Source organism: Streptomyces sp. NPDC048192, from assembly GCF_043202415.1.
Classification (GTDB): Bacteria; Actinomycetota; Actinomycetes; order Streptomycetales; family Streptomycetaceae; genus Streptomyces.
This window is the reverse complement of the sequence record NZ_JBIDAL010000008.1, coordinates 308,409-331,441: the sequence shown is the minus strand read 5'-3', so window position 1 is coordinate 331,441 and position 23,033 is coordinate 308,409. Positions and strand designations below refer to the sequence as shown.

Here is a 23,033-nt window from a genome sequence, read left to right as displayed (position 1 = left end):
AAAAACTCGCCGCATAAGTGCCTGAATGCCACAGCCAACACCCTTGACATCGCCGGTCACTTGACGCCCTACTGGTTCCTGCGCACCGAAGCTGACAACGTTGTCCAAGGCGGTCGCAGGAGGGGAAATCCGTAGATGCAGCGGAGAACGCGGCACAGATGGGGTCCGGCGGTCGTCCTCACGGCCGCCTTTGTCATGGCCGTCGGCGCGCAGGGCGCGGCGGTCGCCCTGCCGGCCAGGGCCCCGGCGGCGGACCGGGAGTTCGCATCCTCGTTCGAGACGGGTGATCCGGCGCCCGACTGGCTGAACACCGTCGACACCGGTCCGGACGGCGCCAAGCGCGCCTCAGGTGTCGACGGCGGCTACAGCACCGGCATACCGGGCAACGTCAACGACCACGTCACCGAGGTCAGGGCGAGCGGCGAGAACACCGGCGCGGGCGAGGTGAAGGAGAACCTCACCGACGGCGAGCCGGGCACCAAGTGGCTGACCTTCGAGCCCACCGGCTGGGTGGAGTTCGACCTCGACAAGCCCGTGAAGCTGGTGACGTACGCGCTGACCTCGGCCAACGACTACGCCGAGCGCGATCCGCGGGACTGGACGCTGCTCGGCTCCACCGACGGCAAGGACTGGAAGACGGTCGACACCCGCTCGGGCGAGACGTTCTCCGAGCGTTTCCAGACCAAGTCCTACGACCTGGACCAGCCGGCCGAGTACCAGCACTTCCGGCTGGAGGTGACGAAGAACAACGGCGCCTCGGACATCCTGCAGATCGCCGATGTGCAGTTCTCCACCGGCGGCGGGGGCGGCCCGGTGCCGCAGGACATGCTGACGCTGGTGGACAAGGGCCCGACCGCCTCGCCGACGGCGAAGGCCCGGGTCGGGTTCACCGGGAAGCGGGCGCTGCGGTACGCGGGACGGCACACGGCGGCCGGCCGGGCGTACTCGTACAACAAGGTCTTCGACGTGAACGTGAAGGTCGGCGCCGACACGGAGTTGTCGTACCGGATCTTCCCGCAGATGGCCGACGGGGACCGGGACTACGACGCCACGAACGTCTCCCTGGACCTGGCGTTCACCGACGGCACGTATCTGAGCGGTCTGGGCGCGCTGGACCAGCACGGGTTCCCGCTGTCCCCGCGCGGGCAGGGCGAGGCGAAGTCGCTGTACGTCAACCAGTGGAACGACGTGGTGGCGCGGATCGGTTCGGTGGCGGCCGGCAAGACGGTCGACCGGATCCTGGTGGGGTACGACTCCCCCGCCGGGCCGGCGAAGTTCCGCGGCTGGATCGACGACGTGTCGCTGAAGCCGGTCGCGCCCGAGCGGCCGAAGGCGCACCTGTCGGACTACGCGCTGACCACGCGCGGCACCAACTCCAGCGGCAGCTTCTCGCGTGGCAACAACTTCCCGGCGACGGCCCTTCCGCACGGTTTCAACTTCTGGACCCCGGTGACCAACGCGTCCTCGCTGAGCTGGCTGTACGAGTACGCACGCGCGAACAACGACGACAACCTGCCCACGATCCAGGCGTTCAGCGCGAGTCATGAGCCGAGCCCGTGGATGGGCGACCGGCAGACCTTCCAGGTGATGCCGTCGGCGGCCTCGGGCACCCCGGACACCGGCCGCGAGGCGCGGGCGCTGCCGTTCCGGCACGAGAACGAGACGGCGCGGCCGTACTACTACGGGGTCCGTTTCGAGAACGGGCTCAAGGCCGAGATGACCCCCACCGACCACGCGGCGATGCTGCGCTTCACCTACCCCGGCGACGACGCGAGCGTGCTGTTCGACAACGTCACCGAGCAGGCCGGGCTGACGCTGGACAAGGACAACGGGGTCGTCACCGGCTACTCGGACGTGAAGTCCAGCCTGTCGGCCGGCGCGACCCGGCTGTTCGTGTACGGCGAGTTCGACAAGCCGGTGACGGACGGCGGATCGAGCGGGGTCAAGGGCTATCTGCGCTTCGACGCGGGCTCCGACCACACGGTGACCCTGCGCCTGGCGACCTCGCTGATCAGCGTCGACCAGGCGAAGGACAACCTGCGCCAGGAGATCCCCGACGGCGCCTCCTTCGACACCGTCAGGGAGCGGGCGCAGCGCGTCTGGGACAAGCTGCTCGGCAAGGTCGAGGTGGAGGGCGCGACCCCGGACCAGCTGACCACGCTGTACTCCAGCATGTACCGGCTGTATCTGTACCCCAACTCCGGCTTCGAGAAGGTCGGGGGCACGTACGAGTACGCCTCGCCGTTCTCGCCCATGCCGAGCCAGGACACGCCGACCCACACGGGTGCGAAGATCGTGGACGGCAAGGTGTACGTCAACAACGGCTTCTGGGACACCTACCGGACGACGTGGCCGGCGTACTCCTTCCTGACGCCGTCTCAGGCCGGTGAGATGGTGGACGGGTTCGTGCAGCAGTACAAGGACGGCGGCTGGACCTCCCGCTGGTCCTCGCCCGGCTACGCGGACCTGATGACCGGCACGTCCTCGGACGTGGCGTTCGCGGACGCGTATGTGAAGGGCGTGAAGTTCGACGCGAAGGCGGCCTACCAGGCGGCCCTGAAGAACGCGACCGTCGTCCCGCCGATGTCGGGCGTGGGCCGCAAGGGCATGAGCACCTCGCCCTTCCTCGGCTACACCAGCACCGCCACACCCGAGGGCCTGTCCTGGGCGATGGAGGGGTACGTCAACGACTACGGCATCGCGAAGATGGGCGAGGCCCTGTACCGCAAGACGGGCGAGAAGCACTACAAGGAGGAGTCGGAGTACTTCCTGAACCGCGCGCGGGACTATGTGAACCTCTTCGACTCCAGGGCCGGTTTCTTCCAGGGCCGCGACGCCAAGGGCGGCTGGCGGGTGGACTCCGCCTCGTACGACCCGCGTGTGTGGGGGTACGACTACACGGAGACCAACGGCTGGGGCTACGCCTTCAGCGTCCCGCAGGACAGCCGGGGCCTGGCCAACCTCTACGGCGGCCGGCAGGGGCTCGCGGACAAGCTGGACGCGTTCTTCTCCACCCCGGAGACGGCTTCCCCGGACTTCGTCGGCTCCTACGGCGGCGTGATCCACGAGATGACCGAGGCGCGGGACGTCCGGATGGGCATGCTCGGGCAGTCCAACCAGGTCTCGCACCATGTGGCGTACATGTACGACGCGGCCGGCCAGCCCTGGAAGACCCAGGCGGCGGTCCGGGAGATCCTCTCCCGGCTCTACCTCGGCAGCGAGATCGGGCAGGGCTACCACGGGGACGAGGACAACGGCGAGCAGTCGGGCTGGTTCCTGTTCTCCGCGCTCGGCTTCTACCCGCTGGTGATGGGCAGCGGCGAGTACGCCATCGGCTCCCCGCTGTTCAAGAAGGTCACCGTGCACCTGGAGAACGGCCATGATCTGGTGGTGAAGGCGCCCGGCAACAGCGCCGCGAACGTCTACGTCCGGGGCGTCACCTTCAACGGCCGGCCCTGGACGTCGACGTCCCTGCCGCACGCGCTGCTGGCCAAGGGCGGGGTGCTGGAGTTCTCCATGGGGTCCAGGCCCTCCACGTGGGGCACGGGCAAGAACGCGGCACCGGTCTCCATCACACAGGACGACAAGGTGCCGGCGCCCCGGTCGGACGTGCTGAAGGGCGACGGCCCGCTGTTCGACGACACCTCGGCGACGGACGCCACGGTCACCTCCGTGGACCTTCCGGTGGACCGGGCCGTCACGCCGGTCCAGTACACGCTGACGTCCTCGGCCGACCGCACGAAGGCGCCGGCCGGCTGGACCCTGCAGGGCTCCACGGACGGCACCACCTGGCAGACCCTGGACCACCGCTCCGGGGAGACGTTCGCCTGGGACCGCCAGACCCGGGCGTTCACGATCGCCGCGCCGGGCAGGTACACGAAGTACCGGCTGGTCCTGGACGGCGAGTCGACGCTGGCGGAGGTGGAGCTGCTGGCCTGACGCGCACCGGCGGAGTGCGGCGGCCGTCCCCTGCGGGGGGCGGCCGCTCGCTCTTCGGTGCGGTGCCCAAATCTGTTGACATCGTTGTCGGTTGGCGCGGTAGAGTCATGTACCGGCCATGGACAACGTTGTCGCCGAGTACCGGCAGAAACTGTGTCCGACCTCACAATCCAGCATCATCCGGGCGGGTTCTCCGAACCCCCCTCCCCGCCCGGCTCGCGGACCCGGTGCACCTGGACACCGGGTCCGCCCAGAGCCCGCGCGGAATACGGGCGGAGAATGTGGCCCAAGTCTCAGGCCGCTCCGCCACCCGCCGACCAGCGACGATTCCCCTCCGCCGGGGGCGGCGGGGCCGCCGGTCCGTGGACGGCCGTAGCCACACGATGAAATCGAATGCTACAAAGGCCGCATGTCGGACATCCCTGGCCGATCCAGGCGACTCTCCTGGCGGTCTGTGATCGGCAAAAGCCCACGAAGCGTCGCCGGGCAGGTCTTCGTCCTGCAAGTGGCTCTCGTCGCGGCGCTCGTCCTGTGCGGCGTTCTCGCCCTGGTCCTGCAGTCGGAACGGGACACGGGCACCGAGGCCGAACGCCGTTCCATCGCCGTCGCCCAGACCTTCGCGCACTCCCCCGGTCTGGTGCAGGCGCTGCGGACCCCCGACCCGTCCAAGGTCCTCCAGCCGCTCACCGAGGCCGGGCGCAAGTCGGCGGGCGTCGACTTCATCGTCGTCATGAACACCCACGGCATCCGCTACACCCACCCGATGCCGAGCAAGATCGGGCACCGGTTCGTGGGCACGATCGGGCCGTCGCTGGCCGGCAAGGTCTACACGGAGAGCGTGCACGGACCGCTGGGCCACGAGGAGCAGGCGACCGTTCCGGTCCGCGACAGCCAGGGCAAGGTGGTCGCCCTGGTCTCCGCCGGACTGAAGGTCAAGCACATCACCAACGCCGTGGACCGGCAGCTGCCCATCATCCTGGGCGCCGGGGCCGGAGCCCTCGTGGTGTCGACCGGGGGCACGGCCCTGATGAGCCGGCGGCTGCGGCGGCAGACGCACAGCCTGGCCCCGGACGAGATGACCCGCATGTACGAGCACCACGACACGGTGCTGCACGCGGTGCGCGAAGGAGTGCTCATCGTGGGCGCCGACGGGCGGCTGCTGCTGGTCAACGACGAGGCCCGGCGGCTGCTGGGGCTGCCCGCCGACGCCGAGGGGCAGCGGGCGTCCGAGCTGCCCGGCCTGAAACCGGACGTCGTGGAGCTGCTCGACTCCCGGCGCGAGGCCAGCGACGAGGTCCTGTTCGCCGGGGAGCGGCTGCTGGCGGTCAACCAGCGGCCCACGGACAGCGCGGGAGGCCCCGGAGGGACCGTGGTGACCCTGCGGGACACCACCGAGCTCCAGGCGCTGTCCGGCCGCGCCGAGGCCGCCAGGGAGCGGCTGACGCTGCTGTACGACGCCGGTCTGGGCCTGGGCACCACCCTCGACGTGACCCGCACGGCGGACGAGCTGGCGCGGGTGGCCGTGCCGCGGTTCGCCGACTTCGTCACCGTGGACCTGTCCGACGCCGTGCTGCAGGGCGAGGAGCCCGCCGCGACCGCGACGGACCTCAGGCGCATCGCGGTCCAGGGGATCAGGGACGATCACCCGCTGTACGAGAAGGACCGGCTGATCGACTTCCTGCCGATCACCCCGCAGGCCCGCGGCTACGGCAGCGGCCGCTCGGAGCTGGTGACCGACCTGTCCGCGGCGCCGGACTGGCGGGCGCAGGACCCGCCGCGCACCCGGGAGATCCTGGACTACGGCATCCAGTCGCTGATCACCGCCCCGATCCGGGCCCGCGGCACGGTCCTCGGCATCGCCAACTTCTACCGGGCCAAGCGGGACCCCTTCGACGAGGAGGACCTGTCGCTCGCCGAGGAGCTGGTGGCGCGCGCCGCCGTCAGCATCGACAACGCCCGCCGCTACGCCCGCGAGCACGCGCTGGCGGTCACCCTGCAGCGCAGCCTGCTGCCGCGTGCCCTGCCGGAGCAGAGCGCCCTCGACGTGGGCTACCGCTATCTGCCCGCGCAGAGCGGGGTGAGCGGGGACTGGTTCGACGTGATCCCGCTGCCCGGCGGCCGGGTGGCGCTGGTCGTCGGCGACGTGGTCGGCCACGGTCTGCACGCCGCCGCCACCATGGGACGGCTGCGCACGGCGGTGCACAACTTCTCCACCCTCGACCTGCCCCCGGACGAGCTGCTGAGCCATCTGGACGACCTGGTCGGCCGCATCGACCAGGACGAGGCGTGCCCGGAGACGGCCCGGGAGATCGCCGGCGCCACCTGTCTGTACGCGATCTACGACCCGGTGACGCGCCGGTGCACGATGGCGCGGGCGGGGCATCTGGCGCCCGCCCTGGTCCACCCCGACGGCAGCGTCACCTTCGCGGACGTGCCGGCCGGGCCTCCGCTGGGCATCGGGGGCCTGCCGTTCCGGACGGCCGAACTGGAGCTGGCCGAGGGCACCCGGCTGGTGCTCTACACCGACGGGCTCATCGAGAACCGCACCCGTGACCTGGACGTGAGCATGGATCTGCTGCGGCAGGCGCTGGCGCGCCACGCGGACCGGACGCCGGACGAGATGTGCCAGGGGGTGCTGGACGAGCTGCTGCCGGGGCGGGCCACGGACGACGTGGCGCTGCTGGTCGCGCACACGCGGGCGCTGTCCCCCGGCCAGGTCGCCGACTGGGACGTGCCGCCCGATCCGGCGGCCGTGGCGGACATGCGCGTGGCGGTGTCCGAGAAGCTCGCGGAGTGGGGGCTGGACGACCTCGGCTTCGCCACGGAACTGGTGCTGAGCGAGCTGGTCACCAACGCCATCCGGCACGGCGCCGAGCCGATCCATGTACGGCTGATCCGCGACCGCACGCTGATCTGCGAGGTGGCGGACGGCAGCAACACCGCGCCGCATCTGCGGTACGCCGCGACGACCGACGAGGGCGGCCGGGGCCTGTTCCTGGTCTCGCAGATGACCGAGCGGTGGGGCGTCAGGTACAGCCCGCGCGGCAAGGTGATCTGGGCGGAGCAGGAGCTGCCGTAGCGCGGCGAAGGGCCGCATCCCCGGCGCCGGGGATGCGGCCCTGACCGCTGTGCGGCCTGCCGCTTACTTGCGGATCAGGTTGCGCAGCACGTACTGCATGATGCCGCCGTTGCGGTAGTAGTCGGCCTCACCGGGGGTGTCGATGCGGACGACCGCGTCGAACTCGACACCGGTGTCGGTGGTGACCTTCACCGTGCGCGGGGTGCGGCCCTCGTTCAGCTCGGTGACGCCCGAGATGGAGAAGGTCTCCTCGCCGGTCAGGCCGAGGGACGCGGCCGAGGCGCCCTCCGGGAACTGCAGCGGCAGCACGCCCATGCCGATGAGGTTGGAGCGGTGGATGCGCTCGTACGACTCGGCGATGACGGCCTTGACGCCGAGGAGCGCGGTGCCCTTGGCCGCCCAGTCGCGGGACGAGCCGGAGCCGTACTCCTTGCCGGCCAGGACGACCAGCGGGACGCCGGCGGCCTGGTAGTTCTGCGAGGCGTCGTAGATGAAGGAGACCGGGCCGCCCTCCTGCGTGAAGTCACGCGTGTAGCCGCCCTCGGTGCCCGGCGCGATCTGGTTGCGCAGGCGGATGTTGGCGAACGTGCCGCGGATCATGACCTCGTGGTTGCCGCGGCGGGAGCCGTAGCTGTTGAAGTCGCGGCGCTCGACGCCGTGCTCCGTGAGGTACTTGCCGGCCGGGGTGTCGGCCTTGATGGCGCCGGCCGGGGAGATGTGGTCGGTGGTGACCGAGTCGCCCAGCTTGGCGAGGACCCGGGCGCCGGTGATGTCCTCGACCGGGGCCGGCTCCATGCCCATGCCCTCGAAGTACGGGGGCTTGCGGACGTAGGTGGACTGCGGGTCCCACTCGAAGGTGTTGCCGGTGGGGATGGGCAGCGCCTGCCACTGGGCGTCGCCGGCGAAGACGTCCTCGTAGGACTTGGCGAACATGTCCTCGCCGATGGCGTTCGCGACGACGTCGTTGACCTCGGCCTCGGTCGGCCAGATGTCCTTCAGGTGGACCGGGTTGCCGTCCTGGTCGGTGCCCAGGGCGTCACGGGTGATGTCCACCTTCATGGAGCCCGCGATGGCGTAGGCGACGACCAGCGGCGGGGACGCCAGGTAGTTCATCTTGACGTCGGGGTTGATCCGGCCCTCGAAGTTGCGGTTGCCGGACAGCACCGAGACGACGGCGAGGTCGTGGTCGTTGACGGCCTTGGAGACCTCCTCCGGCAGCGGGCCGGAGTTGCCGATGCAGGTGGTGCAGCCGTAGCCGACGAGGTTGAAGCCCAGCTTGTCCAGGTACGGGGTGAGGCCGGCCTTCTCGAAGTAGTCGGTGACGACCTTGGAGCCCGGGGCGAGGGTGGACTTGACCCACGGCTTGCGGGTCAGGCCCTTCTCGACCGCCTTCTTGGCGACCAGGGCGGCGCCGATCATGACGTACGGGTTGGAGGTGTTGGTGCAGGAGGTGATGGCCGCGACCGTCACCGCACCGTGGTCCAGCTCGTAGGTGGTGCCGTCGGGGGCGGTCACCGGGACCGGGTTGGACGGGAAGCCGTTCGGAGCGACGGCCGGGGCGTCGGAGGCCGGGAAGGACTCCTTGCCCGCCTCGTCGATGTCGTCCACGTAGTTGCGGACGTCCAGCTTGAACTGCTCGGCGGCGTTCGCCAGGACGATGCGGTCCTGCGGGCGCTTCGGGCCGGCGATGGAGGGCACGACGGTGGACAGGTCCAGCTCGAGCTTCTCGGAGAAGTCCGGCTCGGCCTTCGGGTCCAGCCAGAGGCCCTGCTCCTTGGCGTAGGCCTCGACCAGCGCGACCTGCTGCTCCGAACGGCCGGTCAGGCGCAGGTAGTTCAGGGTCTCGTCGTCGATCGGGAAGATCGCGGCGGTGGAGCCGAACTCCGGCGACATGTTGCCGATGGTGGCGCGGTTGGCGAGCGAGGTGGCGGCCACGCCCTCGCCGTAGAACTCCACGAACTTGCCGACCACACCGTGCTTGCGGAGCATCTCGGTGATGGTGAGCACGAGGTCGGTGGCGGTGGTGCCGGGCTGAAGCTCGCCGGTGAGCTTGAAGCCGACGACGCGCGGGATGAGCATGGAGACCGGCTGGCCGAGCATCGCGGCCTCGGCCTCGATGCCGCCGACGCCCCAGCCGAGGACGCCGAGGCCGTTGACCATCGTGGTGTGCGAGTCGGTGCCGACCAGGGTGTCCGGGTAGGCCTTGCCGTCGCGGACCATGACCACGCGGGCCAGGTGCTCGATGTTCACCTGGTGGACGATGCCGGTGCCGGGGGGGACGACCTTGAACTCGTCGAAGGCGGTCTGGCCCCAGCGCAGGAACTGGTAGCGCTCCTTGTTGCGGCCGTACTCCAGCTCGACGTTCTGCTTGAAGGCGTCGGTGGTGCCGAACTTGTCGGCGATGACGGAGTGGTCGATGACCAGCTCGGCCGGGGCCAGCGGGTTGATCTTCGCCGGGTCGCCGCCCAGCTCCTTCACGGCCTCGCGCATGGTCGCGAGGTCCACGACGCAGGGCACGCCGGTGAAGTCCTGCATGATCACGCGGGCCGGCGTGAACTGGATCTCCTGGCTGGGCTGGGCCTGGGAGTCCCAGCCGCCGAGGGCGCGGATGTGGTCGGCGGTGATGTTCGCGCCGTCCTCCGTGCGGAGCAGGTTCTCCAGCAGGACCTTGAGGCTGTACGGCAGGCGGGCCGAGCCCTCCACCTTGTCCAGCCGGAAGATCTCGTACGACTCGTCGCCCACCTGCAGCGTGCTGCGGGCGTCGAAGCTGTTCGCCGACACGACAGTCTCCTTCATTGATGTGCGCGTACCACCGTCAATCGTGCCGCCACGCCGGTCTGGCCCGTCCGCTAAGGTAAGGCTAAGTTAGGTAACCCTTAGCAGCTGGCGGCTGCGGTGCGCCTGGCAGATATCTCGATGTCGAGATAACTCTAGTACATGGGGGCCGGATGGTCATGCCCGGACACCCCCTCCGCGCCGGCCACAGGGCGAGGGGCCGGGTGAGGGGTCACGCAATAGGCCGAATTCATCTCCTAGAGGGAGAGTAGGGCCGAAATCGGGTACTCGCCCCCAAACGGGTGGACTGCCGCGTTATCCCTGGTCATTGACACGTCGTCACCCGAACGGCCCCCCATGACGGGCGGCATCTCATATCTGAGATAGCCTCAACCTCATGGCAGACGACTACCTCGTACGCATCGGTAAGCTCATCCGTGACGCCCGGCAGCACCGGGGCTGGACACAGGCACAGCTCGCCGAGGCGCTCGGTACCAGCCAGAGCGCGGTCAACCGCATCGAGCGCGGCAACCAGAACATCAGCCTTGAGATGATCGCCCGCATCGGTGAGGCCCTGGACAGCGAGATCGTGTCGCTGGGATACGCCGGGCCGATGCACCTGCGCGTCGTCGGCGGCCGCCGGCTCTCCGGGTCCATCGACGTCAAGACGAGCAAGAACGCCTGCGTGGCGCTGCTGTGCGCCTCGCTGCTGAACAAGGGGCGCACGGTGCTGCGCCGGGTCGCGCGCATCGAGGAGGTGTACCGCCTGCTGGAGGTGCTGAACTCCATCGGCGTGCGCACCCGCTGGATCAACGACGGCGTCGACCTGGAACTGGTGCCCCCGGCCGAGCTGGAGATGGCGGCCATCGACGCACAGGCCGCCGTGCGCACCCGCTCCATCATCATGTTCTTCGGTCCGCTGCTGCACCGCATGGACGCCTTCAAGCTGCCCTACGCCGGCGGCTGCGACCTCGGCACGCGCACCATCGAGCCGCACATGATCGCGCTGCGCCGGTTCGGCCTGGACATCGCCGCCACCGAGGGCCAGTACCACGCGCAGGTCGACCGCTCGGTGCGCCCCGACCGCCCGATCGTGCTGACCGAGCGCGGCGACACCGTGACCGAGAACGCGCTGCTGGCGGCCGCCCGGCACGACGGCGTGACCGTCATCCGCAACGCCTCCTCCAACTACATGGTCCAGGACCTGTGCTTCTTCCTGGAGGCCCTCGGCGTCAAGGTGGAGGGCATCGGCACCACCACGCTGACCGTGCACGGCGTGCCGGACATCGACGTCGACGTGGACTACTCCCCCTCCGAGGACCCGGTCGAGGCGATGAGCCTGCTGGCCGCCGCGGTCGTCACCGAGTCGGAGCTGACGGTCCGCCGGGTCCCCATCGAGTTCCTGGAGATCGAGCTGGCGGTCCTGGAGGAGATGGGCCTCGACCACGACCGCAGCCCCGAGTACGTCGCGGACAACGGCCGCACCCGCCTGGTCGACCTCACCGTCCGCCCCTCCAAGCTCGAAGCCCCGATCGACAAGATCCACCCCATGCCCTTCCCGGGCCTGAACATCGACAACGTCCCGTTCTTCGCGGCGATCGCGGCCGTCGCGCAGGGCAAGACCCTCATCCACGACTGGGTCTACGACAACCGCGCGATCTACCTGACCGACCTCAACCGCCTCGGCGGCCGCCTGCAGTTGCTGGACCCGCACCGGGTGCTGGTCGAGGGCCCGACCCGGTGGCGCGCCGCCGAGATGATGTGCCCGCCGGCGCTGCGCCCCGCCGTGGTCGTCCTGCTGGCGATGATGGCCGCCGAGGGCACGTCGGTGCTGCGCAACGTGTACGTCATCAACCGCGGTTACGAGGACCTCGCCGAGCGCCTGAACTCGGTGGGGGCCCAGATCGAGACGTTCCGCGACATCTGACGGGGCGTCACTTCTCCTGCTCCGGCGTCGAAACGGCTCCGCACGAGGACCGGTGGACGCGATCCCGGCCGCCCTGACCGCAGTGCGGGCGGCCGGGCTCCCGCCCGCCCCGGTCAGGGCCCCGCCGAGCACGGCCTGCGCGCCGGACACTGGCCGGCGGTGCCGGCGGCCGTCTCCGGCGGGTGCGGCCCCGGCCTCCGGAGCGGTGCGGACGCTGCCGGGCGCGGCGCCGCAGACGGCGGTTCACCGCCGGTGTCCGCCGAGTGACGGCCGTCGGGGCCGGCAACCGCACGAGGGCGTCGAGCCGCCGATGCGGCGCACCCGCCGGCCCGCACCGGACGACCCGCCCAAGATCGCAGTCGCGGCACCGGACGACTGCGCTCATCCTGGCAGGGAGGCGTGGGCGGCTTCGCGGGTCCATCAGGCGTCGCCGACCGCGTCAGGGAGGCGATGCACATGGCAGCGATACCGGAAAAGACACACCCGGGGCGCAGCAGCAGGACGCTCGGTGGCACCTCCATGGCTGCCGGCGGCATGATGGTGATCAGCGGGTCGTTCAGCATCATCATGGGCGTGTCCGGCGTCGCACAGGACAGCCTGTTCGCCGCCTCGTCCGACTACGCCTACTGGTTCGACCTGACCACCTGGGGCGTGATCCACCTCGTGGTCGGCGTGCTGCTCCTCATCGCCGGTCTCGGTACCCTGCAGGACAAGAGCTGGGGACGCGGAGCCGGCGCGTCGGTGACGGCGATCAGCCTGATCACGCAGTTCATGTTCGTGCCGCACTACCCAGCGTGGGCCATCCCGATGATGACGCTCGATCTCCTGATCCTTTTCTCGCTCACACGGATACCCATCGAAACCGGCGGCCGGTGAGCACGCGCGCGCCGTGCGCCATGAGCGTCCCCGCCGGGCCCGGGAGCCACCGTGGCTGACCAGCCGGCGGACGCCGGCCGCATCGTGGTCGGAGTGGACGGTTCGGACTCCTCCAAGCAGGCCCTCCGCTGGGCCGTGCGCCAGGCGGAACTCACCGAGGGCGTGGTGGAGGCCGTGACCGCCTGGGACTTTCCGCAGTTCCACGGCGCGCTCGGCTGGTTGCCGCCATCGAGCAGCGACGAAGCGGCGTTGCGGGACCGGGCGCGCCAAGAGCTCACGGACACCGTGGCGGAAACCGTGGGACCGCAGCCGCGGGTGGAGGTGCGTACCGAGGTGCGCTACGGCGCCCCCGCCGGTGTGCTGCTCGACGCGGCCCGAGACGCGTCCCTGCTGGTGGTGGGCAGCCGGGGGCGGGGCGGCTTCACAGGACTGCTGCTGGGGTCGGTGGCCCAGCACTGCACGCAGCACGCCGCCTGTCCGGTCGTCGTGGTGCGTGACGGTGGACGGTGAGCGCGGTGAGCGCCGCCCGTCCGAACGGATGAATCCCCGTGTGCGCCGGGCAGGCGCCGGTTCTCACAGGAGGGACGAGCAGGTGAAGGCATTCGTGATGAAGGAGATCGGGCGCGTGGGTTTCATGGACAAACCCGTTCCGCGGCCGGGTCCGGGCGACGCCCTCGTGCGCACGACCCGGGCCCTCATCTGCACCTCCGACTCGCACACCGTCCAGGGCGGCATCGGCCCCCGGGAGAACCTGACGCTCGGCCATGAAGCGGTGGGCGTCGTGGACGCCGTGGGCGACGAGGTGAAGGACTTCCGGCCCGGCGACCGGGTGCTCGTCGGTGCCATCACACCCGACTGGGGCGACCTCGCTTCGCAGAACGGTCACCCCTCGCAGTCGGGCGCGCCGCTCGGGGGTTTCAAGTTCGCGAATTCCAAGGACGGCGTCTTCGCCGAGTACTTCCACGTGAACGACGCCGACGCGAACCTCGCCAGGATCCCCGACGCGATCTCCGACGCCGCCGCGGTCTACTGCGCCGACATGATGTCCACCGGGTTCATGGGCGCCGAGCACGGAGACATCCCGACCGGCGGGACCGTGGCCGTACTCGCGCAGGGCCCGGTCGGCCTGATGGCGACGGCAGGGGCGAGGCTCCGCGGCGCCGGCCTTGTCATCGGCGTCGAGTCCGTCCCCACCCGGCAGAAGCTCGCGCGGACGTACGGCGCGGACGAGATCGTGGACTTCACCAGAGAGGACGTCGTAGAGCGGGTCCTCGAGCTGAGCGAGGGGCAAGGGGTCGACACCGCCATCGAGGCACTCGGCGCGGACGTGACCTTCCAGACCGCGGTCAAGATCACCAAGCCCGGAGGCACGATCTCCAACACCGGGTACTTCGGCGAAGGGGAGTTCGTGCGCATCCCGCGCGTCGAATGGGGCGTCGGCATGGCGGACAAGACGATCAGAACGGGACTCTGCCCCGGAGGCCGGCTGCGCATGGAGCGGCTGCTGCGGGTGCTGGGGACAGGACGGGTCGACCCGTCGCACCTGACGACCCACGAGTTCCCTTTCGACGACATGGAAAGGGCCTTCGAGGTGTCGGACAAGAAGCTGGAAGACGTCGTGAAAGTGATGATCACCTTCTAGACGATCCGCTTCGGCGCTGCGGAGGAAGGGCGGCCATGTACGATCCCGATCCACCGTTCCGGCCGATTCGCAGGCGCGAGGGCTACCTGCCGTTGGAGGACCTCGGCCTGATCGGGGACGGAACGACCGCCGCGCTCGTCGGCCTGGACGGCGCCGTCTGGTGGATGTGCCTGCCCCGGTTCGATGACGAACCGCTGTTCTGCGGCCTGCTGGACCACGCGCGCGGCGGGCGTTTCACCCTGGCGCCGCAGGACCTCGTGGAGGCGCGACAGCGCTATGAACCGGACACCGCCGTCCTGACGACGGACTTGCGCAGCCCCACCGGCCTGGTGCGCGTCACCGATGCGCTGGCCCTGCGCTCGGGCGCCGATCTCACCGACGACGCACCGGCCGACCGCTGCGAACTCATCCGTTCGGCGGTGGTGCTGGCCGGGAGCGTCCGCCTCCGGTCGGACTTCGAGCCGCGCGGCGGTGCGCAGACCCGGGCCTTGTTCAGCGGACTCGAGGTGCGTCCGTCCCGGCAGCCGGGCCTGCGGCTCCATCTGCGCTCCAACCGGCCCCTGACCGGCCTGCACAGCACACACGACCTTCAGCAGGGCGACCGCCTCGATCTGGTGTTGTCCTGGGGACGCTTCCATCGCCACCACCGGTTCGACGCCGACGCGATGCTGCGGGCGACGGCGGACGCGTGGCGCCGCTGGATGCGGCACTTCCGCTACGGCGGTCCCGAAGAACCTCTGGTCAGGCGCGCCGCGATCACGCTGAAACTGTGCGACGACTGGGCCAACGGCTCGCTGGTCGCGGCACCCACCTCCTCCCTGCCCGCACCGGTCGGCGGGATCCGCAACTGGGACTACCGCTACGCCTGGATCCGCGACGCGGCCTTCGCCGTGTTCGCGCTGCGCCGCATCGGCTTCCGCGGCGAGGCCGACGCCTTCCTCGGCTGGGTCCTCGACGCCTTCGAGTACAGCCGGCGGCCCCGGATCATGTACACCCTCCGGGGCAGCCCGGTGCCGGAGGAGGTCGAGGACGCCGGGTTGGAGGGCTACCGGCGCTCTGCCCCGGTGCGCTGGGGCAACGGTGCGGCCGACCAGCGCCAGCACGACATCTACGGCGAGATCCTCGACTGCGCCGACCAGTGGCTCCGCTCCGGCGGTGAGATCCAGCCCGCGCTGTGGTCCAGCCTGGCGGGCCTGGCCGACGCCGCGGAGCACGCCTGGCAGCAACCGGACCAGGGCATCTGGGAGGTGCGCAGCGAGGGCCGGGTGTTCACGTACTCGGCCGGCCTGTGCCAGGTGGCGCTGGACCGGGCCGCGCAGATCGGTGAGCGGCTCGGCCTGTCCGGGCAGACCGCCCGGTGGCGGGCCTCGTCCGACCAGCTGCGCCGGCTCATCCTGGAGCAGTCGTGGGACGAGGACGCGCGGAGCCTCAGTGCGCACCTGGACGGCGGCGGCGCTCTGGACGCGAGCCTGCTCGCGCTCCCCCTGCGCCAGGTGCTCCCGGCCGGTCACCCGCGCATGGTGGCGACGACCGCGGCCATCGCCGAGCGCCTGTCGGCGGGTGACGGCCTGCTCTACCGCTATCTGCACAAGGAGTCCCCCGACGGCCTGGCCGGCGACGAGGGCGCCTTCGTGCTGTGCAGCTTCTGGCTGGTCGACAACCTCATCGGCCAGGGCCGGCTGGAGGAGGCCGAGCAGCTGTACGCGTCGCTGTGCGCCCGGGTGAGCCCGCTGGGGCTGCTGTCGGAGCAGATCGACCCGTCGACAGGAGAGTTCATGGGCAACTTCCCGCAGGCGTTCAGTCACATCGGGATCATCGCCAGCGGCGTGAATCTCGCCCGAGCGAAAGCAGGCCCGCACGCATGATCGACCGACTCGCCGTCTTCGGCGCGACAGGCGACCTGACCGCACGTTATCTGCTGCCCGCGCTGGCCACCCTGCGGGCGGCCGGACACCTCGGCGACCGGGTGCAGTTGACCGGCGCGAGCAGGGAGGACCGGGACAGCGAACAGTACCGGCAGTGGATCGGCGCCAAGCTCGACCACCATGGCGGATCCTGTCCGGCCGACGCGAGGAAGTGGGTCGCGGCGTCGGCGCGTTATGTGCGGGCCGACGTCACCGACCCCGCCGACGTCGCCGCGGCCATCGCCGGCGACGGACCCGTCGCCGTCTACCTCGCCCTGCCCCCGGCGCTCTTCCCGCCGGCGGTCACCGCACTGCACGAGGCGGGTCTGCCGGCGGGCAGCCGGATCGTGCTGGAGAAACCGTTCGGCGAGGACCTGGCCGGCGCCCGGGAGCTGAACCGGCTGCTCGCCGACCTCGTGCCGGAGCAGTCGGTGTTCCGGGTCGACCACTTCCTGGCCATGACCACGGTCCAGAACGTCCTTGGCAGCCGGCTGGCCAACCGCGTGCTGGAACCCCTCTGGAACAGCACCCACATCGCCGAGGTGGACATCGTCTGGGACGAGACCCTCGCGCTGGAGGGCAGGGCGGGCTACTACGACACCGTCGGGGCGCTCAAGGACATGGTGCAGAACCACCTATTGCAACTGCTGTGCCTGGTGGCCATGGAGCCGCCCCTCACCCTCGGCGAGCGCGACCTGCGCGACCGGAAGGTCGACGTGCTGCGGTCGGTGCGGCCCCTGACCGAGGACGACGTGGTGCGCCGTACGCGCCGCGCCCGCTATCTGCCCGGCAGGATCGGCGGCCTGGACATTCCCGCCTACGCCGACGAGGAGGGCGTCGACCCCCGGCGCCGTACCGAGACCTTCGCCGAGGTGGAGCTGGAACTGGACAGCTGGCGCTGGGCCGGGACGACGTTCCGGCTCCGCAGCGGCAAGGCGCTCGAGGCGGACCGCAAGGAGGTCGCGGTGCGCTTCCGTTCGGTGCCGCACCTGCCCTTCGGCCACACCGGGGAGACCCTGCCCAACGTGCTCCGCTTCGGACTGGAACCGGAGGATCTGACCCTGCGTCTGACGGGCATCGGCTCCCAGGCCCACGAGTTCACCCCGCTGTCGCTGACCGCTCGCATGGAACCGCCGGGCCTGCCCGCCTACGGACGGCTCCTGCTGGACGTCCTGACGGGCGATCCCGCCCTGTCGATCCGCGGCGACGAGGCCGAGGAGGCGTGGCGGGTCGTCGAGCCCGTGCTGTCCGCCTGGAAGAGGGACCTCGTTCCGCTCGAGGAGTACGCCGCCGGCTCGGCGGGTCCGCCGCCACGGCCGCGGTACGCGGACGGCCGGATGCGGCGAGAGGACGTGCTCCGCGACCGGGCGGTACCCACCGACGGCGTCTGACGGCCGCCCACCGCCCCGGCACGCCCGCCGTCCGCGTCCGACCGAGGAGAGAAGCATCGCGATGTCCCCCGGCACCGAGCGTCGCCCCCTGTGCATCGTGGTCATGGGAGTCTCCGGCACCGGCAAGACCACCGTGGCCAGGCTGCTCGCGCAGCGGCTGGGCATCCCGTTCGCGGAGGCCGACGACTTCCACCCGCCCGCCAACATCGCCAAGATGTCGGCCGGCGTCCCGCTCGACGACGCGGACCGCCGCCCCTGGCTGGAGGCCATCGGCCGCAGACTCCGCCAAGCCGACGCGGCGGGCATCGGCTGCGTGGTCGCCTGCTCCGCGCTGAAGCGACGCTACCGGGACACGTTGCGAGCGGCCTGTCCGGGCGTCTTCTTCCTGCATCTGACCGCGGACCACGATCTGCTGGCGGAGCGGATCGGCCACCGCGCCGGCCACTTCATGCCGCAAGCGCTGCTCGGCTCCCAGCTCGCGACCCTGGAACCGCTCGGGCCCGACGAGCGGGGCATCTCGCTGGACGCGGGGCCGGCTCCCGGCCTGATCGCCGAGACGGCCGTGGCCCTGCTCCGCCAGCACTGACCACACGGCCGCGGAAATCCGGGACGCCCCGTGCCGTCAGCCCGCCACCACCGCCTCCGCCGCCGCCACCGCGCACACCCGGGCGGCGCCGTACGTGGTGATGTGCAGGGCGCCGCGCGGGGCGGCTCCGGGCAGGCCCATCTCCACGACGACCGTGTCGGGGCGGGCGGCGAGCAGGGCGTCGAGGGCGGCGCGCATCCAGGGGTGCCGGTGTTCGTCGCGGACCACGGCGACGATCCGGCGGCCGTCGGCGGCGGCGAGGGCGTCGGCGCCCGCGGCGTCGCCGGTGAAGGAGCCGGCTGCGGTGCCGGGCAGCAGCCGCCGCAGTTCGGCGGCGACGCCCCAGGGGGTCTGGTCGCCGACGGCGATGTTGCGGGCCGGCTCGAACTGGGCGACGTACGCCGGCGCGGTGACCGGCGCGGCGGCGCCCGCGCGGGTCACGGTGAGCGCGCGGCGGGCCGCGACGAGGCCGATCTCCGGGTCGGGCGCGGTGGCCGCCGCGCGGTCGCGGGCCCGCGCCGTCCACCGGGCCAGTTCGCGGACCCGTGCGGCCGCGTCGGCGAGCCGTTCCTCGGGCAGTTCACCGGAGCGCACGGCGGCCACGAGCGCGTCCCTCAGCCGCAGCACGGTGCCCTCGTCACACAGTCCACCGCCCACGCAGATGGCGTCGGCGCCGGCCGCGATCGCCAGGACCACGCCGTGCTCCAGGCCGTAGGTGCCGGAGATGGCGCGCATCTCCATGCCGTCGGTGACGATCAGCCCCTGGTAGCCGAGTTCCTCGCGGAGCAGTCCGGTCAGCACGCGGTGGGAGAGGGTGCCGGGGCGGTCGGGGTCGAGGGCGGGGACGAGGATGTGCGCGCTCATGACGGCGCGGGTGCCGGCGGCGATGGCCGCGCGGAACGGGGGCAGTTCGCGCTCGTACAGGGTCTTGGCGTCGACGTCGATGCGGGGCAGCGCGTGGTGGGAGTCGACGGCCGTGTCGCCGTGGCCTGGGAAGTGCTTGGTGCAGGCGGCGACACCGGTGGACTGCAGGCCCTCGACCCAGGCGGCGGTGTGCCGGGCGACCAGGTCGCTGCTCGCGCCGAAGGAGCGCACCCCGATGACGGGGTTGTCGGGGTTGGCGTTGACGTCGGCGGAGGGCGCCCAGTCGAAGTTGACGCCGCAGGCCGCGAGGCGCCGGCCCAGCTCACGGCTGACGGCGCGGGTGAGACCGGGGTCGTCGACGGCGCCGAGGGCGTGGTTGCCGGGGAAGGAGGAGCCGGTGCGCACGTCGAGGCGGGTGACGTCGCCGCTCTCCTCGTCGATGGCGACGAGCAGGTCGTCGCGTTCGGCCCGCAACTGGGCGGTGAGCGCGGTGACCTGGTCCTCGGAGACGACGTTGCGGCCGAACAGGGCGACGGAGGCGAGCCCTTCGCCGAGGCGGCGGCGCACCCAGTCGGGTGCGGTGGTGCCGTCGAACCCCGGCTGCAGCACGGCGAGGGCGTCCCGGGTGAGGGTGTCCGTGCCCGTGGCGAGTGTGGTCATCGGCGGGGTCATCCCTTCACGGCGCCGTCGGTCAGGCCGCTGACGGCCTTGCGTTGCAGGAAGACGAAGAGGATCAGGATGGGCAGCGCGAACAGGGACGAGGCTGCCATGGTGGCGCCCCAGTCGTCGCCGAAGGCGGTCTGGAACTGCGACAGCCACAGCGGCAGGGTCTGCTTCTCGATGTCCTTGTTGAGGATCAGGACGAGCGGGAACTCGTTCCAGGCGGTGATGAAGCCGAACAGCGAGGTCGCCATCAGGCCGGGCGCGAGCAGCGGGAAGATCACCCTGACGAAGGCCTGCATACGGGTGCAGCCGTCGACCATGGCCGACTCCTCCAGCTCCTTCGGTACGGCGGCGACGTAGCCGCGCAGGGTCAGGATGGTCAGCGGGAGCACCATCATCGCGTAGAAGACGGTGAGCGGCACCAGGCTGTTGAGCATGTCGTCATCGCGGACGATCATGTAGATGGCGATGATCATGACCTCCCAGGGGGCCATCTGCGCCAGCATGAAGGTCACGATGAGCCCGCGCCGGCCCCGAAAGCGCATCCGGGCCAGGGCGAAGGCCGCGAACAGCGCGATGACGAGCGAGCACAGCACCGAACAGACGGTGACGGTGACGGAGTTGAGGACCAGCGTCCAGAAGTGGTCGGCGTGCACGGCCCGGTCGAAGTGGCCGAGGGTGACGTGCGTCGGGAACCACACGGGGTTCTCCGCGATGATGTCGCCGGTCGGCTTGAAGGCCGTCGCGAACATCCAGTAGACGGGGAACACGAAGCCGACGAAGAGGACGACGGCGGTGGCATTGGGCCAGATACGGCCGAAGAGCGAGCGCTTCACAGCTCGTCCTCCTCTTGCTTGAGCACCATGCGCAGGTAGTACGAGGTGATGACGAGCAGGACCAGGATGGTCAGGAAGGAGATCGCCGCGCCGACCCCGAAGTGCTGGTTGCCGACGCCCTCGACGTAGGCGTAGATCGGCAGGGTCTCGGTGAGCCGGTCCGGGCCGCCCGCGTTCATGGCGAAGAGCTGCGGGAACGCCTTGAAGACCCAGATGACCTCGAGGAAGGTCGTGGAGTACAGGAACGGCCGCAGGAAGGGCAGGGTCACCGAGGCGAAGCTCTGCCAGGCGCCGGCGCCGTCCAGGGCGGCGGCCTCGTACAGCTCCCTGGGGATGGTGGTGGTCGCGGCGTACAGGTTGATCGCGACGAACGGCACCGACATCCAGACGATGAGCAGGGTGACCACGGAGAAGGTGGAGAACTGGGTGCCGAGCCAGTTGTAGTCGGCCATGGAGTGCCAGCCGAGTTTGTCCAGGACCCAGTTGACGACGCCGAAGCGCTGCGCGAACAGCCACTGGTAGACAGTGGTGGCCGCGATGACCGGCATGGCCCAGGCGAGGACGAGGCCCATCATCAGCGTCAGCCGCATCTTCTTGCCGAGGCGGGCCAGCAGCAGTCCGACGAGGGTGCCGAACACCATGATCAGGACGACGTTGGCGGCGGTGAACAGGACGGTGCGCTCGACGACGGTCCAGAAGTCCGAGCCGGTGAGGACCTCCTTGTAGTTGTCGACGCCGTTCCACTCGGTGAGGTGCTGGATGAGCTGGCGCGGGTTGAGGTTCTGGAACGACAGCATGCCGTTCTTGACCAGGGGCCAGCCGAGCAGGACGAGGGTGGCCAGCAGCGCCGGGAGCAGCAGGAGATAGGGGGTGGCGGCACCGCGGCGGGAGGCGGATCCGGAGTCGCGCTCCGTGCCCCGCGGCGGCCCCGGTGTGCGGGCCTTGCGGACAGCGGGCTCACCGGCCGTGTCCGTGCCCTGGGTCTGCACTGACATGAGGTGTCATCTCTTCCGTGGCCGAACCGGCCGTACGAACGGCTGGGCCGGGGGCGCCTGCGGCGGCGCCCCCGGCGCGGGTCGTCAGTTCTGCTGGGCCAGGCGCTTGTCGATCTCCGACTGGACGTCCTTGGCGGCCGCCGCGGGCGTCTTACCGTTCAGCACGGCGGTCATGTAGGACTTGATGGGGTTCGGGGTGTTCTCCACCGCGGCCCACTCCGGGATGAGCGGCGTGGTGCCGCCGACGGCGGCCGCGGGCGCGGCGGCCTCGGCGGCGCCGTTGCCCTGCAGGTTGCTCTGCAGCGACGTCTTGTTGGGGATGACGCCGTTGAGCTTGGCCAGTTCGCCCTCGTACTGGTCGGACAGGGCGATCTTCAGGAACTCCTTGGCCAGGGACTGCTTCTTGCTGTTCTGGGCGACGGCGAGGTTGGAGCCGCCGAGGAAGACGCCCTCGGGCTTGTCGGCCGTGGCGCCCGGGATGGTGAAGTAGCCGATCTGCTTCTCGATGGCCTTGTTGGCCTGGATCGCGGTGCCGGCCTCCCAGCCCATGCCGATGAACGCGCCGGTCTTGCCCTTGGCGAAGATCGTGGCCTGCTGCGGGGTGGCCTCGTCCTTGTCCTTGGGGGCCTTGGAGTAGGAGGCGTACTTCTTGTAGAGGTCCATGGCCGCGGCGACCTTGGGGTCGGCGAGGTTGGAGACGTACTTGTCGCCCTGCTTCTTCACCAGGTCGCCGCCCTGGCCGATGATCAGGCCGTCGAGGAAGTACCAGTTCTGGCCCGGCAGGTAGAGCGGCTCGGCGTCGGTCTTCTTGCCGATCGTCTGGAGGTCCTTGAAGAACTCGTCGCGGGTCTTGGGGGTGGTCTTGATGCCGGCCTTGGCCCAGATCGCCTTGTTGTAGATGACGACGCGGTTGGCGAAGTACCAGGGGGCGGCGTACTGCTTGCCCTCGTACACGGAGGACTGGGAGACGGACGGCGTCCAGTCGGCGCCGATCTCCTTCTTGACGTCGGAGAGGTCGGCGAGGCCGCCGGTGGCCGCGTAGGCCGGGGTCTGGGTGTTGCCGACCTCCAGGACGTCCGGCGGGTTGTCCTCGGAGAGGGCGGTGGTGATCTTCTGCTGGATCCCGTCCCACTTCTGGATCTCGAACTTCAGCTTGGCGCCGGTCTTCTTCTCGAACGCGGCCTGGACGTCCTTGCTCCACTGCGGCGGAGCGGAGCCGTCCATGGTCCAGACGGTGAGCGTCTGGCCCTTCCAGCTGCTCGGTCCCGCGTCCTTGGAGCTGTCCTTGCCGCCGTTTCCGCCACACGCCGCAACGGAGACCATCATGCCCGCGATCACGATCGCGGCAGCGAGCTTGCGCTTCACGCCACCCTCCTCAGGGATGCCACTAATCCCCCCACGCCCTCGGCGGTGACCTGCGTACGACGCTGTTGCACGTAGGGCTCGGGACCTGGCCACTAATGGTGTAGACCAGTACGGTGGAGCTTGGCCTAGACCTTTCGGGGTGTCAAGGGTGGTCAACCGAGCCGATTCCGGCCGTTACGAGAACGTCACCG

The 23,033-nt window shown here is 70.4% G+C and carries 14 protein-coding genes; 9 read left to right on the top strand and 5 right to left on the bottom strand.

Annotation, left to right across the window (positions count from 1 at the left end; all coding sequences use genetic code 11):
- Window positions 1-135: 135 nt before the first annotated feature.
- A complete protein-coding gene (locus tag ACGFZN_RS19435; protein WP_393859693.1) occupies window positions 136-3,939 on the top strand; it encodes a GH92 family glycosyl hydrolase in 3,804 nt (1,267 codons plus the stop codon).
- A gap of 409 nt (window positions 3,940-4,348) precedes the next feature.
- Entirely contained in the window at window positions 4,349-7,018 is a 2,670-nt protein-coding gene (locus ACGFZN_RS19430; protein ID WP_393859692.1) for a SpoIIE family protein phosphatase, read from the top strand.
- A gap of 63 nt (window positions 7,019-7,081) precedes the next feature.
- Here ACGFZN_RS19430 and acnA read toward each other — a convergent pair whose 3' ends face one another.
- Complete coding sequence (acnA, locus tag ACGFZN_RS19425) at window positions 7,082-9,799, bottom strand: aconitate hydratase AcnA (RefSeq protein ID WP_393859691.1); 2,718 nt, start codon at window positions 9,797-9,799, stop codon at window positions 7,082-7,084.
- 391 nt (window positions 9,800-10,190) lie between these two features.
- On the opposite strand from acnA, the gene ACGFZN_RS19420 reads away from it, so the two are divergent.
- The 7 genes from ACGFZN_RS19420 (at window position 10,191) to ACGFZN_RS19390 (ending at window position 18,119) form a co-directional block, all read left to right on the top strand.
- Entirely contained in the window at window positions 10,191-11,720 is a 1,530-nt protein-coding gene (locus tag ACGFZN_RS19420) for a helix-turn-helix domain-containing protein (RefSeq protein WP_393859690.1), read from the top strand.
- Between the two features lie 399 nt (window positions 11,721-12,119).
- Window positions 12,120-12,596, top strand: coding sequence for a hypothetical protein (locus tag ACGFZN_RS19415; RefSeq protein ID WP_393859689.1), 477 nt, complete (start codon window positions 12,120-12,122; stop codon window positions 12,594-12,596).
- A 51-nt stretch (window positions 12,597-12,647) separates the two neighbouring features.
- On the top strand, window positions 12,648-13,106 hold the full coding sequence (locus ACGFZN_RS19410) for a universal stress protein (RefSeq protein ID WP_393859688.1): 459 nt from the start codon (window positions 12,648-12,650) through the stop codon (window positions 13,104-13,106).
- Between the two features lie 82 nt (window positions 13,107-13,188).
- The gene (locus ACGFZN_RS19405) at window positions 13,189-14,238 is read left to right on the top strand and encodes an NAD(P)-dependent alcohol dehydrogenase (protein ID WP_393859687.1); all 1,050 of its coding nucleotides are present in this window, start codon (window positions 13,189-13,191) and stop codon (window positions 14,236-14,238) included.
- Window positions 14,239-14,273: 35 nt separating this feature from the next.
- Complete coding sequence (locus ACGFZN_RS19400; protein ID WP_393859686.1) at window positions 14,274-16,103, top strand: glycoside hydrolase family 15 protein; 1,830 nt, start codon at window positions 14,274-14,276, stop codon at window positions 16,101-16,103.
- The gene (locus tag ACGFZN_RS19395) at window positions 16,100-17,533 is read left to right on the top strand and encodes a glucose-6-phosphate dehydrogenase (protein WP_393859685.1); all 1,434 of its coding nucleotides are present in this window, start codon (window positions 16,100-16,102) and stop codon (window positions 17,531-17,533) included. The genes ACGFZN_RS19400 and ACGFZN_RS19395 overlap by 4 nt, the downstream gene beginning before the upstream one ends.
- A gap of 61 nt (window positions 17,534-17,594) precedes the next feature.
- Entirely contained in the window at window positions 17,595-18,119 is a 525-nt protein-coding gene (locus tag ACGFZN_RS19390; protein ID WP_393859684.1) for a gluconokinase, read from the top strand.
- 36 nt (window positions 18,120-18,155) lie between these two features.
- Here the strand turns inward: ACGFZN_RS19390 and ACGFZN_RS19385 are convergent, their stop codons facing one another.
- From ACGFZN_RS19385 to ACGFZN_RS19370, 4 genes are all read right to left on the bottom strand, one after another.
- Complete coding sequence (locus ACGFZN_RS19385) at window positions 18,156-19,643, bottom strand: glycoside hydrolase family 3 protein (protein WP_393859683.1); 1,488 nt, start codon at window positions 19,641-19,643, stop codon at window positions 18,156-18,158.
- 8 nt (window positions 19,644-19,651) lie between these two features.
- A complete protein-coding gene (locus ACGFZN_RS19380) occupies window positions 19,652-20,482 on the bottom strand; it encodes a carbohydrate ABC transporter permease (protein ID WP_393859682.1) in 831 nt (276 codons plus the stop codon).
- Complete coding sequence (locus tag ACGFZN_RS19375; protein WP_393859681.1) at window positions 20,479-21,477, bottom strand: carbohydrate ABC transporter permease; 999 nt, start codon at window positions 21,475-21,477, stop codon at window positions 20,479-20,481. The genes ACGFZN_RS19380 and ACGFZN_RS19375 overlap by 4 nt, the downstream gene beginning before the upstream one ends.
- 84 nt (window positions 21,478-21,561) lie before the next feature.
- Window positions 21,562-22,842, bottom strand: a complete 1,281-nt coding sequence (locus ACGFZN_RS19370) for an extracellular solute-binding protein (protein ID WP_393859680.1) — start codon at window positions 22,840-22,842, stop codon at window positions 21,562-21,564.
- Window positions 22,843-23,033: the final 191 nt, after the last annotated feature.